This window comes from Sunxiuqinia dokdonensis, assembly GCF_001270965.1.
Taxonomy (GTDB): domain Bacteria; phylum Bacteroidota; class Bacteroidia; order Bacteroidales; family Prolixibacteraceae; genus Sunxiuqinia; species Sunxiuqinia dokdonensis.
This window is the reverse complement of sequence record NZ_LGIA01000072.1, coordinates 18,923-31,187: the sequence shown is the minus strand read 5'-3', so window position 1 is coordinate 31,187 and position 12,265 is coordinate 18,923. Positions and strand designations below refer to the sequence as shown.

The 12,265-nt window shown below is 45.4% G+C and carries 16 protein-coding genes; 11 read left to right on the top strand and 5 right to left on the bottom strand.

Annotated features, from left to right (window positions below):
- Window positions 1–892 (top strand): TrkH family potassium uptake protein (locus tag NC99_RS06420; RefSeq protein ID WP_162231163.1); only part of this gene is annotated, 892 nt, incomplete at its 5' end.
- A gap of 38 nt (window positions 893–930) precedes the next feature.
- Here the strand turns inward: NC99_RS06420 and NC99_RS06415 are convergent.
- Window positions 931–1,545 (bottom strand): L-threonylcarbamoyladenylate synthase, encoded by a 615-nt coding sequence (locus tag NC99_RS06415; protein WP_053181108.1) that lies wholly within the window; start codon window positions 1,543–1,545, stop codon window positions 931–933.
- 345 nt (window positions 1,546–1,890) lie between these two features.
- Here NC99_RS06415 and mnmD point away from each other — a divergent pair, with 345 nt between their 5' ends.
- The 7 genes from mnmD (at window position 1,891) to NC99_RS06380 (ending at window position 6,982) form a co-directional block, all read left to right on the top strand.
- Window positions 1,891–2,553: a tRNA (5-methylaminomethyl-2-thiouridine)(34)-methyltransferase MnmD gene (gene mnmD, locus NC99_RS06410; protein WP_053181105.1), complete on the top strand. Its 663-nt coding sequence runs from the start codon at window positions 1,891–1,893 to the stop codon at window positions 2,551–2,553.
- A 60-nt stretch (window positions 2,554–2,613) separates the two neighbouring features.
- A complete protein-coding gene (locus NC99_RS06405) occupies window positions 2,614–3,225 on the top strand; it encodes an FKBP-type peptidyl-prolyl cis-trans isomerase (protein ID WP_053181102.1) in 612 nt (203 codons plus the stop codon).
- 21 nt (window positions 3,226–3,246) lie between these two features.
- On the top strand, window positions 3,247–3,945 hold the full coding sequence (locus tag NC99_RS06400) for an FKBP-type peptidyl-prolyl cis-trans isomerase (protein ID WP_053181099.1): 699 nt from the start codon (window positions 3,247–3,249) through the stop codon (window positions 3,943–3,945).
- Window positions 3,946–4,038: 93 nt separating this feature from the next.
- Complete coding sequence (locus tag NC99_RS06395; protein WP_053181096.1) at window positions 4,039–4,407, top strand: DUF3127 domain-containing protein; 369 nt, start codon at window positions 4,039–4,041, stop codon at window positions 4,405–4,407.
- A 201-nt stretch (window positions 4,408–4,608) separates the two neighbouring features.
- The gene (locus NC99_RS06390; protein WP_053181093.1) at window positions 4,609–5,565 is read left to right on the top strand and encodes a calcium/sodium antiporter; all 957 of its coding nucleotides are present in this window, start codon (window positions 4,609–4,611) and stop codon (window positions 5,563–5,565) included.
- A 104-nt stretch (window positions 5,566–5,669) separates the two neighbouring features.
- Window positions 5,670–6,452 carry an NYN domain-containing protein gene (locus NC99_RS06385; RefSeq protein ID WP_053181090.1) on the top strand — a complete coding sequence of 261 codons (783 nt, stop codon included), beginning with the start codon at window positions 5,670–5,672 and terminating at the stop codon, window positions 6,450–6,452.
- A gap of 83 nt (window positions 6,453–6,535) precedes the next feature.
- A complete protein-coding gene (locus NC99_RS06380) occupies window positions 6,536–6,982 on the top strand; it encodes an energy transducer TonB (RefSeq protein ID WP_082326343.1) in 447 nt (148 codons plus the stop codon).
- Window position 6,983: 1 nt separating this feature from the next.
- Here NC99_RS06380 and NC99_RS06375 read toward each other — a convergent pair whose 3' ends face one another.
- Both NC99_RS06375 and NC99_RS06370 read right to left on the bottom strand, forming a co-directional pair.
- On the bottom strand, window positions 6,984–7,391 hold the full coding sequence (locus NC99_RS06375; RefSeq protein ID WP_053181082.1) for a hypothetical protein: 408 nt from the start codon (window positions 7,389–7,391) through the stop codon (window positions 6,984–6,986).
- 20 nt (window positions 7,392–7,411) lie between these two features.
- Entirely contained in the window at window positions 7,412–7,987 is a 576-nt protein-coding gene (locus tag NC99_RS06370) for an RNA polymerase sigma factor (protein ID WP_053181079.1), read from the bottom strand.
- Window positions 7,988–8,168: 181 nt separating this feature from the next.
- Between NC99_RS06370 and NC99_RS06365 the strand changes: the two genes are divergently transcribed.
- Window positions 8,169–8,504, top strand: coding sequence for a DUF6249 domain-containing protein (locus tag NC99_RS06365; protein ID WP_053181076.1), 336 nt, complete (start codon window positions 8,169–8,171; stop codon window positions 8,502–8,504).
- A gap of 98 nt (window positions 8,505–8,602) precedes the next feature.
- Here NC99_RS06365 and NC99_RS06360 read toward each other — a convergent pair whose 3' ends face one another.
- Entirely contained in the window at window positions 8,603–9,886 is a 1,284-nt protein-coding gene (locus NC99_RS06360) for a M64 family metallopeptidase (protein ID WP_053181073.1), read from the bottom strand.
- Between the two features lie 67 nt (window positions 9,887–9,953).
- Here NC99_RS06360 and NC99_RS06355 point away from each other — a divergent pair, with 67 nt between their 5' ends.
- Both NC99_RS06355 and NC99_RS06350 read left to right on the top strand, forming a co-directional pair.
- A complete protein-coding gene (locus tag NC99_RS06355; RefSeq protein WP_082326342.1) occupies window positions 9,954–11,228 on the top strand; it encodes a mechanosensitive ion channel family protein in 1,275 nt (424 codons plus the stop codon).
- Between the two features lie 209 nt (window positions 11,229–11,437).
- Window positions 11,438–11,917, top strand: a complete 480-nt coding sequence (locus tag NC99_RS06350; RefSeq protein WP_082326341.1) for an Lrp/AsnC family transcriptional regulator — start codon at window positions 11,438–11,440, stop codon at window positions 11,915–11,917.
- Window positions 11,918–11,997: 80 nt separating this feature from the next.
- On the opposite strand, the gene NC99_RS21835 is transcribed toward NC99_RS06350, so the two are convergent.
- Entirely contained in the window at window positions 11,998–12,174 is a 177-nt protein-coding gene (locus NC99_RS21835; protein ID WP_157624565.1) for a hypothetical protein, read from the bottom strand.
- Window positions 12,175–12,265 lie beyond the last annotated feature (91 nt).

The following is a 12,265-nucleotide window of genomic DNA, read 5'->3' as shown; positions in this document are numbered from 1 at the left end:
CATCTATTTCGGATTCACCATCGCCGAAACACTATTACTTTGGGCCGGCGGCATGACTTTGTTCGACTCGGTTAACCATTCGCTCACGACCATGGCTACGGGCGGATATTCGACCAAACAGGCATCAATTGCCTATTGGTCCTCACCCTACATTCAATATGTCATTATCTTTTTCATGTTTCTGGCCGGAACCAACTTTACCCTTTCCTACCTGGCCATTCACGGAAAGTTTGACAAAGTCTTCAAAAACGAAGAATTCAAATACTACATCTTGTTTATTGTGGGTTTCACGGCAATCATTTTCAGTGGTTTGCTCATTTCTACCCAACTGGGTTTTGAGTTGGCTTTTCGCGATGCTTTGTTTCAGGTTGTTTCCATCATCACCACGACAGGCTTTGCTACCGCCGACTACTTAACCTGGACCCCATTCCTGACTATCATCATCTTTGCCCTCTTCTTCTTTGGAGGAAGTGCCGGCTCTACCGGCGGTGGAATTAAAATCATGCGGGTTGTTTTATTGCTGAAAAACAGCTACTACGAATTGCGGCGCCTACTCCACCCCAATGCCGTAATCCCTGTTCGGTTCAACAGAAGGGCTGTTTCCGAACATATCATTACCAATGTGCTGGCTTTTTTCATGTTCTACTTCATCATCTTCTTCCTGAGTACGATTGTTTACACTTTGATTGAACCCGATTTGGAGTCGGCCATGGGAGCAGTAGCCACCTCGCTGGGGAATATCGGACCGGGATTGGGCAACGTTGGCCCGGCGGAAAACTTCCACCATGTGCATCCGGCCGGAAAATGGTTCCTGGCGTTTTTAATGCTGCTTGGGCGTTTGGAATTGTTTACCGTGTTGGTTTTGTTCTCACCGGCTTTCTGGAGAAAGTAAAGGATTCGGTTTTCTGAAACAAGTCAAGATTCGTCACCTTATTCCTGAACAATACCTTTACCCTGCCGGATAATAACCGGCAAATCGACCGTGCAGTCAATTACTGTCGACGGTACATTGTCGCCATAGCCACCATCAATCACCAGATCCGCGAAATCGTCAAACTTCTCGTGAATCAACTCAGGGTCTGTAGTGTATTCAATCACCGTATCTTCATCGTAAACCGAAGTTGAAAGTATGGGATTGCCTAATTGCCGCACAATTTCTCGGATGATGTTATTGTCGGGAACACGAATTCCCACGGTTTTCTTTTTCCCTTTAAAATACTTGGGAACATTCGAGTTGGCCTCCAGAATAAATGTAAACGGCCCCGGCAAGTTTCGCTTCAACAACTTAAAAACCGTATTTGAAATGGGCTTGGTATAATCCGACAAATGACTCAAATCACTACAGATAAATGACATGTTCGACTTTTCAATCTGTACCTTTTTGTAGTGCGCAATTTTTTCAACCGCTTTTACATTGGTAATGTCGCAACCAATGCCATACACGGTATCCGTCGGATAAATAATGATGCCCCCGTCGCGCAAAACTTCAAGAACCTTCTCTATTTCGCGCTGGTTTGGATTTTCCTCGTACAGTTTTATAAGCATAACAATCGAATAAAGTAAGCCAAATTTAGAACAAAAATATGGAAGCCAGCAAGAAAATGCCGAAATTCGCCCCATCTAAAAACCGAAGCGTTAACGATGGCGGCCAAATACCAAGCTGAAAAACAGAGGGAATAAGCAGATGGCTGATCGTGGATACTGGATACAGGATACTGGATGCTCGATACTTGATGCTCGATGCCCAATAACGCCCGTTTGAAGCGTCATCCTGAACTTGTTTCAGGATCTGCGAGCATGTGGATGGATGCTGGATGCTCGATCCTGGATCAACTTGAAACCTGAAACTCAAAACTTGAAACTCAAAACTCAAAACTCGCACCCGATTCTATGAAACGAATATTGGAAATAACAGAAGACGGCTCGCACACCCTGTATCTACCCGAAATGGATGAGCATTTTCACTCCGTTCACGGCGCCATTCAGGAATCAGTGCACGTGTTTATCAACAATGGATTGAAGCGCTGCCAGCAACCCGAAATCCATTTGCTGGAAGTTGGCTTTGGAACCGGTCTCAACGCCTTGCTTTCGTTTCTGAATCGTCAGGACAAAATCATTCACTACTACTCTTTGGAAAAATATCCGCTGACCGAAGCCGAATTTTGCCAGTTGAATTACGCACAAAATTATTCCCATGAAGTACAAGCGCTATTCCGGAACATGCACCAAAGCCCGTGGGAGCAGCCAACGACAATTGCACCCGGATTCGAACTCACAAAGCTCAACTGCGATTTACGCACAGTCGACTTGTCAGAACTTCCTGCATTCGACCTGGTTTATTTTGATGCCTTCGCGCCCGGCAAACAGCCCGATATGTGGACCGATGCCATTTTTCAGAAAATAAGCCTGCAATGTAAACCCGGCGCCATCATCACAACCTATTGTGCCAAAGGCGATATCAGGCGATCGCTTCAAAAAAATGGCTTCGCTATGCAGCGGCTGCCGGGGCCTCCCGGAAAACGGGAAATGCTGTACGGCGAGAAAGACCTTTGATCATCAGGGATAATGCGAAAATTCCTTTATCTTCGTAGCTCTTTAAAAATTTAGAATTTTATGTCAGAACACAAGTTTAACGGAGAATTAGAAGAATTTAGTTATGCACTGGGATTGAGCATTTCAAGCAATCTCATACAATCAGGAGTAAAAACCATTGAACCCGGCAATTTCATGCTGGCGCTCGAAGATATTTTTACCGGGCAAGCGCCCAAATTGACGCCCGATGAGGCCAATAGGATTTTGCAGGAGTTTATGGAAAAACAACAAAGTGGCCAGGGAAAGGAAAACCTGGAGCAAGGCCTGCAATTTTTAGCTGAAAACCGGGAGAAAAAAGGTGTGAAGGAAACTGCCAGCGGACTGCAATACGAGGTTTTGGTTGAAGGCGACGGTGAAAAGCCAAGCCCTGCCGACCAAGTCAAATGCCACTACCACGGAACATTAATCGACGGCACTGTTTTCGACAGCTCGGTACAACGCGGCGAACCGGCAACTTTTCCGGTTAACGGCGTGATTCAGGGATGGGTAGAAGCCTTGCAAATGATGAAAACCGGATCAAAATGGCGCTTATATGTCCCGTCTGATTTAGCCTATGGCGATCGCGGAGCCGGTGGTGCCATCGGACCACACACCACCCTTATTTTCGATGTTGAATTACTTGAAATCGTTTAATTATATCTACAAAACAAACAAATGAAATTTAAATCAATTCTATTTGCACTTGCTGCTGTCGTTGTATTGGCAGCATGTCAACCTCAAGGTTCTTCACGTAACGAAAACCTTGAAACAGCTGCAGATTCTGCAAGCTACGCCATCGGTGTATTAGTTGGCGATCAAAACAAACAACAGTTGGAATCAAGCGGAGCCAAAGACTTTAATATGGAAGTACTGGTCACTGCTTTTGAGAAGCAACTGAACGGTGAAGAAACAAAAATGACCATCGAGGATGCACGGACCTATATTCAGTCTTATTTTCAAAAAATGGCCGAGGCTGAAGGCGTGAATAACCGCACAGAAGGTGAAGCATTTTTGGCATCGAACAAGGAAAAAGACGGCATTGTGGTTACCGAAAGCGGACTTCAGTACGAAATTCTTGAAGTAGGCGATGGCCCAAAACCAACAGCCGACCAACAAGTAAAAGTTCACTACACTGGTACTTTGCTCGACGGAACAGTTTTCGACAGCTCGGTTGAACGTGGCGAACCTGCTACCTTTGGTGTGAGCCAGGTAATTCCGGGATGGACAGAAGCACTGCAACTGATGCCCGAAGGTTCAAAATGGAAAGTTTATATTCCTGGCGACCTGGCTTATGGCGAACGTGGTGCCGGAGCCGATATCGGTCCAAACGCAACCTTGATTTTCGAAGTTGAGTTGCTGGAAGTAATCGAGTAGATCATTCTTGAAAACTTTTTATAAACCCCTGGTTAATTTTCACCAGGGGTCTTTTTTTCTCCTTATTTTTGGAATCAGAAAAAATATTGAACCATGAGTTTAGAATTAAAAGGTAAGATCAACCAAATCTTAAATGTAGCATCCGGAGTAAGCAAAGCCGGAAAAGAATGGAAAAAGCAGGAATTCGTGATTGAAACGGCTGATGACCAGTTTCCAAAGCAAGTGTGCTTTACCCTGTTCAACGATAAAATTTCCTTGTTGGAAGGACTGAATGCGGGCGAAGAAGTGAACGTTTCATTTTCTGTTGAATCGCGCGAATTCAATGGCCGTTGGTACCACAACATCAACGCGTGGCGAATTGATCGTTTGGCAGCCGGAGAACCCCAGGGAGACTTCCCTCCGGGATTTACGCCCGATGACATTCCACCGGAAGCAGCCGACAAGGACGACCTTCCATTTTAAGCAAAATACAACAGGCGGAGTTTTCACACTCCGCTTTTTTGGCTTGAAACTCAAAGCAAGTCGATTCATTCCAAAATAAATCCGATGATTTTCAGTCAAATTTCAAACTGAAAAGATGAACAATTCCGCAAGTTTGTTGCTTTATTGAGCAGGTTTGATCAACCAAAAAATATCTAAATTGCCGCCCTCAAAAACACGTGTATGATTGTACAAATTTTACTTTTGGTTCTCGGTTTGGGGCTGCTTATTAAAGGAGCCGACTGGATGGTGAGCGGGGCAACGGCCTTGGCTAAAAAGCACCAAATTTCTGATTTGGCGATTGGTTTAACCATTGTTGCTTTTGGCACTTCGGCGCCCGAGCTGGTTGTCAACACCTTTGCGGCAGTGCAAAACCACCACGACCTGGTGTTTGGCAATGTAATCGGGAGTAACAATGTGAACCTGTTTTTCATCCTGGGCATTTCCGGTTTAATCACCCCGCTGGTGGTGCAGTCCAGTACGGTTTGGAAAGAAATTCCGCTTTCGCTTTTTGCGGTCGTCTTGCTTTATTTTCTGGCCAACGACATCCTGTCGCCCGGAGTCAACTTCCTCTCCCGCATCGATGGGCTGATTCTGCTGGCCTTGTTCGCCGGATTCCTGTTCTACGTGTACAAGCAGCTCAAAACTGACAAACAGGAATCCTTGCCCGATCAAAAGCATTTCACGAATGTGAAAATCTGGATCTTCATTATCATTGGCATGGCGGGATTGGTGATTGGGGGCCGTCTGGTGGTTACCAACGCTGTAGAAATGGCAACCGCCCTAGGCGTAAGCGAAAAAATTGTGGGACTCACCATTGTCGCCCTCGGCACTTCGTTGCCCGAGCTGGCCACCTCGGTTGTAGCCGCGTTGAAAAAGAACAACGACATTGCCGTGGGAAACATCATTGGATCCAACATCTTCAATATCTTTCTGATCCTGGGAGTCAGCTCGGTCTTAACGCCGGTCATTTACCATCCGGTGTTCAACACCGATTTGTGGTTGCTGGGCGGCGGCACGTTGATCCTCTTCATTGCCATGTTTACCGGACAAAGGAAGAAGCTAGACCGTTGGGAAGCCGGGGCTTTGCTGCTCATCTACGTCGTATATACGGTTTACATCATTCTGAAAGAATTATAGCCTGCGCTAAAAAGAGAAGTGCCGAATGGATCTTGGCAATATTTGCACATCATGATGCTATTCACTTCGATAATGCGTAATTTGCCGAAAAATAAATCACCAAAATGGACTTAAAATTAGCAGTACTGATTGATGGCGACAATATCCCATCGGCCTACGTGAAGGAAATGATGGAAGAAATTGCGAAATATGGCAACCCGACCATTAAGCGGATTTATGGCGACTGGACCAAGCCCAACCTTTCGCGATGGAAAAACCTGCTACTGGAGAATGCCATCACGCCCATCCAGCAATACGGGTACACCACCGGTAAAAACGCCACCGACTCGGCCATGATTATCGATGCGATGGACATTTTGTATTCGGAAAAAGTGAACGGGTTCTGCCTGGTTTCAAGCGATAGTGACTTTACCCGGCTGGCCACCCGCCTGCGCGAAGCCGGCATGAAAGTATTTGGCATTGGTGAAAAGAAAACCCCCGACCCCTTTATTGTGGCTTGCGACAAATTCATCTACATCGAAATCTTGAAAAACCAGAGCCAGGAAAGCGAAACGGAAGTCACCGAAAGCAAATCCGCACCTAAAAACGAGGTCGATAAAGTGACGCCCAAGGTTATTCGCTTGATTGCATCATCCATCTCTGACTTGGCCGACGATGATGGCTGGGCATTTTTGGGTGAAGTGGGCAACCTGATTCAGAAAAAGCAACCCAACTTCGATGCCCGAAACTACGGTTTTCAAAAGCTAACGCCTTTGATCAAGTCGATTCCCGATTTTGAAATCGAGCAACGCGAAAACACCAAAGGACAGCTCAAATTGATTTACGTGCGGAAAAAGGAAAAGCAAAAAAGCAACACCGCCAAGTCGAAAACCCGTGGCCGGAAGTAGCTTCCTGTCTGTAAACATGCTTGGGCTGAATACCGGTACGGTCTTTGCTGTTTTCGCTCACAATCACCAAAAACCAGTGACTGATGAAACTGAAGACATCTCCCCCGATATTTTCTGGCCTCGGAAGAATCGTTTTCGCCTCAATTATACTATTGCTGACGCTGAACACAAGCTCAGCACAAAATCAAAAGGAAAAAGAAGAGACCGTCTGGCTCATTGCCAGTGAGCTCCCCAACTTCCAGTATAAAAGCGGTTCATCCATGTACGAAAGCTTTGCGCTTTATGTGCAGGACAGCTTGCGCCTTCCGGCACCCGAATGCCAAGGGAAAGTACTGGTGAGTTTTGTGGTTGAGAAAGACAGCACCATCAGCACTGTGGAAATTCGTCAAGGACTGGATAATTGCCCCGGCTACGACAAAGAAGTAAGAAGGTTGCTGCAATCCATGCCTGCATGGACTCCGGGGAAAAACAACGGTGAAACGGTGCGGTTCAGCATGCGCATGCCGATCATTTTTCAATTGAAACCTTGATTTACAAGACCTGTTTGCGTCTCAAAATCCATTGATCGAGCAGAAGTAAGAAGGTTGCTGACAAGAAAATGACTACCACGTACTGGGGCAAACCTCCTAAAACACCCGTGATTTTGTCGCCCGCATCGGCTGCTGCCGACAAGTCGACTTTGGGCAGCCAGCTAAAAAACTTGCTTCCGCCTGGCGAAGCGCTTTCGGTACCAGTATTGAACATGGAGTAGCCGACAAAACCACCAATTATCGCATACACGATTCGTAAAAACCATTTATTCAGCACGGGTTTATATTCCGAAATCCGGTTGGTTTCAGCGTAAATCCGGTTCATCACATTCACCGTGAAATCCCCCGGCGACTTCTCCGGCTGATAGCTCTTCATCAACTCTTTGAAATTCTGATCTATTTGTTTCATGGTATTTCCTCCTGCTCTTTTTACAACACATTAAAAACGGCTTCTTCCAGATTTTCTTTTAAAAAGCTGTACATCTTTTTTCGTGCCCGGTGAATTTTCACTTTCACATTACTCTCACTCAAGCCGGTAATTTGCGCGATATCTTCCACCCGCTGATCTTCGTAATAAAACAAGGTAATCAGCACCTGGTCATCTGCGGGTAAAGTCGCCATTGCTTTTTTCAAGCTCCCGGCCAAAGCTTCCTGATCTATTTCCGTCAGGCGGTTCGCAATATCCAGCTCATCCTGATCGCTTAACCTTTGCTCATCGAGCGAGTACAGTTCCACTTTTCGTTTCCGAAGCTGGGTAATAGCCCCATTGTAAGCAATCCGATATAGCCAGGTTGAAAATTTAGAACTTCCGCGGTAGGTGCCAATCGACTGAAAAGCCTTCACAAAAGTGTCCTGCGCCAGCTCCTCCGCATCTTCCGTGTTCTTCAGCATTTTCAAAGATAATCCATACACCATATCGCGGTATTTTTCAACCAAATAGGAAAAGGCCGACAGCTTGCCGTTCTTCACCTGGTCGATATAATAATGATCATCTTTCGGGTTCATGCTACATTTTGACGAACGATTAAGCCTGTGGTTACAAAATTGAATGAATATTTCCAGCTGATTTTATCCGCTGAAAACTTTGTCAACTTCAAGTCGGAGAAAAAACAGCGAGCTTGTAACCGAACCCAAAAAGCTGCGTCATAAGGGCGACGAAAAAAATTAGAAACTAAAAAATACAGCTATGAACGAAGGAATTGTAATACCAGTAAGTTTTTTCGCCTTTATCTTTGCGATGGTTTATGTGTTTTTAACCACACGAAACAAAGAGCGAATGGCCATGATCGAACGGGGAACAGACCCAACCATTTTTAAAGGTGTGGGTAAATACTCCAACTTTTTAACCTTGAAGTTTGGCCTGCTATTTATAGGTGCCGCCCTGGGTGTTTTGGCCGGAAGTATTCTGACCGCCTACACCAACCTCGACAACGGAGCGGCCTATATATCCATGATTTTCCTGTTTGCCGGACTCGGATTGGTAGCGGGTTATTGGTTTCAGGCTAAAAAAGAGAAAGAATAAGCTTCGGGTGAACGACATCAAAAAAGCCATCAGGGAAAACTCCTGATGGCTTTTTTGGTGTCAGAGACTTCGCTTTAAATTCATTCAGGCCCCCAGCCCTATTCACAATGCCACTTGATGGTTTGCTCAATGGCCTGCTGACAAACCGGGCAAAAACCTTTGGGCCCATTGCTTTTCATCCGGCAGTCCATCACCGGACTGTAAATCCCTTTTTCCAGGTAACCACCCCCTTCGAAAAGGCCAACAACATCGCTGTACTTGCCGGTTCGCGGAGTCGGGCGCGGGGTATCTTCGCCGATCAGTCGAGCCCATTTCGAATCAAAATCAACCAATGTGGTGATATTCGGTTCCCAGGGTTCCACCGCCAAATTGTAATACTCGCTGTAAGCCACGTCCGACGTATAATATTCGTCAGCCAAACCGGCAAAGCCATGTCCGAATTCATGAATAAAGACGGTTTCAGATAAAATGTCGTCAACCGAGGTAACCGACAAAAAGTTGTAAAAGCCTCCCCCACCGTACTGGCTGGTATTCACGAGCAGGTAAATGTGGTCATAAGGCACCACCGCTGCCGCATCGTGAATCGACAGCATGTCTTGCGAAGTCAGGTAGCGCGGGGTATCGAAGGTGTAAAAGTGCGAGTTGAAAGCCGTATTTTTGTAAATATGCTCTCCGGGGACATCCGTGCCCGACTCGGCCGAGGGAACTTTTACCGCGTACCAATTAAAATCTTCCTTGTGCCGGTTAAAAGGTTCTGCCTCAAACAAAGCCTCAACCATGCGATTGGCGTCAGCCACAAACTTATCCATCTCATCAGCCATGTATCCTTCGGGCAAAATCACCACATCCACTTTCTTTTGCGGTGATCCTTTAAGCGAGAGCTCGGCAACTTCATAATCCGGCACTTGCTCTTCAAGAATGAAATAATCCTCGGGATCAATTTCGGTACTGAAAACCTCGGTAAATTCGCCTTTCCAGTTTCGTTCTTCAAACACCAGGCGACAAGTTTTCTTTGGAAAAGGAAAAATACCCACTTGATAAAAGCCGCGCTTCTGTACTTTCGCCTCACCGGTGGTTTGCCATTCCTGAAACAGGGGACAAAAGCCTTTCGAAAAAAGCAGCTGATCCGAAGCCTCATCAAACAACTGGTACCGGTATGTTCCCAGGTCATCATTATCAATCAGATTGACCTGTGAACCGCCATAGTGAGGTTCTTTTTTCAACTGTTTGAGAATAACTTCTGCCGTGGTGTCAGAACCAGTCAACAAATAATCAACGCGCAACGCCTTGTTTATGAAGTGGTCTGAGAAACTTGGCTGCGCCCAAACAATTTGAGGCAGGAAATAAAACAAGAAGCTGACGAACCCCCATTTTCTAATCATAACAAAATCATTAATTTTAGCTTCTAAATTTAGTAACAAATCAACAGATTCAATTGATTTTTATCATATGAAGTACCTACTTGAGCTTTTCAAAACAATTCTGGAAGACCTGTATGTTCCGGAAGAAAGTGCCAATATCATTGCCATTTTTACTACCCTCGTTGTCCTCTTTCTTGTGGCCTATCTTGCCCATTGGCTTACCCGGAGAATTCTGGCGAAAATTGTGCACCAGTTCGTGGCCAAAACCAAGACCCAGTGGGATGACTTCTTGCTAAAACGGAAAGTATTTAGTGCGCTGGCCCACATGTCGTCGGCATTAATTATTTATTACGCCTATGATTTTTCCGGAGTTGAATTCGTCAGCAACTTTTTATACAATCTGGTCAACATTTATTTTATCATTATCCTCACCTTGTTTGCGGTAAGGCTGGCCAATGCGGCAAACGACATCTACCAAACCACACCCTACGCGGTGAACCGGCCAATTAAAGGATACATCCAGCTCCTGCAGATTCTTTTCATCTGTATCGCTGTCATTTTCTTTATCTCTATTCTAATTGGGAAATCTCCCATCTATCTGATTGGTGGCTTGGGCGCCATCGCTGCTGTCTTACTCTTGGTTTTTAAAGATACCATCCTGAGTTTAGTGGCCAGCATCCAACTGTCGGCCAACAAAATGCTGAAACCAGGCGACTGGATTGCCATGCCCAGCCACAATGCCGACGGAACGGTGATCGATATTAGCCTAAACACGGTGAAAGTGCAAAACTGGGACAAAACCATTACCACCATTCCAACTTATGCGCTGGTTTCCGAGTCGTTCAACAACTGGGTCGGCATGGAAGAATCGGGCGGACGCCGGATTAAACGATCGGTGAACCTGGACATGCGCAGTGTGCGATTCTGCGATAAAGCCTTGCTCGAAAAACTAAGCCGGTTCTATATGCTCAAAGATTATTTGGCTGAACGCGAAAAGGAAATCGCGGAATACAACAAAAAGCTGAATGTGCAGGAAGGCGATGTGTTTAATGGCCGGCGGCAAACCAACCTGGGTATTTTCCGTCGCTACCTGGAAAACTACCTTCATCAGCATCCGATGATCCATCAGGATATGACCTTCCTGGTGCGTCATTTACAACCTTCGGAAAAAGGACTTCCGCTGGAGTTTTATGTTTTCAGTAAAGACCAGGAATGGGCCAAGTACGAATCCATTCAAGCGGATATTATGGACCACGTGCTGGCCATTCTGCCCGAATTTGGACTTCGGGTCTTCCAAAATCCAAGTGGAAATGATATTTCCGACTTTCTTAACCAGCAAGGCAAACCTGCCGAGAAGGTGTAGGAAAAGATTTATTTTCAACCGACAGCGAAGCGGGAATTCAAAAAAATAAGCTATTTTCGCCGTCAAAATCCGGAACAAAAATTATAACCATTTTTCGGCATTTGCTTACAATTCATCAGCGACAACATGTTATAGAATACAGTTATTTAATGATTGTCGTTTTTTTATATCTTTAGCTTTTAATTTCGAAGTTGAAAAAAATATCAAAAATGAATCAAGACCATACTGATCCGCTACCACAAATTGATGAACTGGATGAGAAGATCCTCCGGTTAATTACCAAAAACGCAAGAATTCCATTTCTGGAGGTAGCCAGGGAATGCGGCGTTTCGGGAGCAGCCATTCACCAGCGTGTGCAGCGCCTGTTGAACCTTGGCGTTGTCTCCGGCAGTGAGTTTATTGTTAATCCGTCGAAACTGGGGTACAACACTTGCGCTTACATGGGCCTGTTCCTCGACAAAGCCAAGTATCATACCCAAGTGGTTGAAGCCCTGAAGAAAATCCCGGAAGTTGTTGAGTGTCATTACACCACCGGTTCGTATGCCATTTTTATAAAAATACAAACCAAGACCAACAATCACCTGAAGCGAATTATCGACGAGGAACTGCAGGAAATTGACGGCCTGGCCCGTACGGAAACTTTCATTTCACTCGAAATGGAATTTAAACGGCAGGTTCCGATCAAATAAGATAACAAGCAAAACATATCAGCGCCTCCTTTGCAAAAAGGGGGCGTTTTTTTTTGACAATCATTTTATTGTGAATAAGATCAAGTCATGGCCTTCATGGACTTGTCCACGGCCTTCATGACCTTATCCACGATCTTCATGACCTTGTCCACGATCTTCATGGAATTGTCCATGATCTTCATGGAATTGTCCGCGATCTTCATGGAATTGTCCGCGATCTTCATGGAGTTGTCCATGAAAAGCATGGACAACTCCATATTGAATACTTTCCGGATTCTTGTTGATATCCCACAGATCGTTTAACGGAACCAGCTTTTACCCATAAGAAAAGCGACCTGGCTAATGCCA

What these genes read in the sequence shown, in the direction of transcription:
- NC99_RS06400 (WP_053181099.1), top strand. Translation starts at nt 3,247, where the DNA reads ATGAAATTTAAATCAATTCTATTTGCACTTGCTGCTGTCGTTGTATTG.
- NC99_RS06385 (WP_053181090.1), top strand. Translation starts at nt 5,670, where the DNA reads ATGGACTTAAAATTAGCAGTACTGATTGATGGCGACAATATCCCATCG.
- NC99_RS06405 (WP_053181102.1), top strand. Translation starts at nt 2,614, where the DNA reads ATGTCAGAACACAAGTTTAACGGAGAATTAGAAGAATTTAGTTATGCA.
- NC99_RS06365 (WP_053181076.1), top strand. Translation starts at nt 8,169, where the DNA reads ATGAACGAAGGAATTGTAATACCAGTAAGTTTTTTCGCCTTTATCTTT.
- NC99_RS06360 (WP_053181073.1), bottom strand. Translation starts at nt 9,886, where the DNA reads ATGATTAGAAAATGGGGGTTCGTCAGCTTCTTGTTTTATTTCCTGCCT.
- NC99_RS06350 (WP_082326341.1), top strand. Translation starts at nt 11,438, where the DNA reads ATGAATCAAGACCATACTGATCCGCTACCACAAATTGATGAACTGGAT.
- NC99_RS06380 (WP_082326343.1), top strand. Translation starts at nt 6,536, where the DNA reads ATGAAACTGAAGACATCTCCCCCGATATTTTCTGGCCTCGGAAGAATC.
- mnmD (WP_053181105.1), top strand. Translation starts at nt 1,891, where the DNA reads ATGAAACGAATATTGGAAATAACAGAAGACGGCTCGCACACCCTGTAT.
- NC99_RS06390 (WP_053181093.1), top strand. Translation starts at nt 4,609, where the DNA reads ATGATTGTACAAATTTTACTTTTGGTTCTCGGTTTGGGGCTGCTTATT.
- NC99_RS06395 (WP_053181096.1), top strand. Translation starts at nt 4,039, where the DNA reads ATGAGTTTAGAATTAAAAGGTAAGATCAACCAAATCTTAAATGTAGCA.
- NC99_RS06375 (WP_053181082.1), bottom strand. Translation starts at nt 7,391, where the DNA reads ATGAAACAAATAGATCAGAATTTCAAAGAGTTGATGAAGAGCTATCAG.
- NC99_RS06370 (WP_053181079.1), bottom strand. Translation starts at nt 7,987, where the DNA reads ATGAACCCGAAAGATGATCATTATTATATCGACCAGGTGAAGAACGGC.
- NC99_RS06415 (WP_053181108.1), bottom strand. Translation starts at nt 1,545, where the DNA reads ATGCTTATAAAACTGTACGAGGAAAATCCAAACCAGCGCGAAATAGAG.
- NC99_RS21835 (WP_157624565.1), bottom strand. Translation starts at nt 12,174, where the DNA reads ATGGAGTTGTCCATGCTTTTCATGGACAACTCCATGAAGATCGCGGAC.
- NC99_RS06355 (WP_082326342.1), top strand. Translation starts at nt 9,954, where the DNA reads ATGAAGTACCTACTTGAGCTTTTCAAAACAATTCTGGAAGACCTGTAT.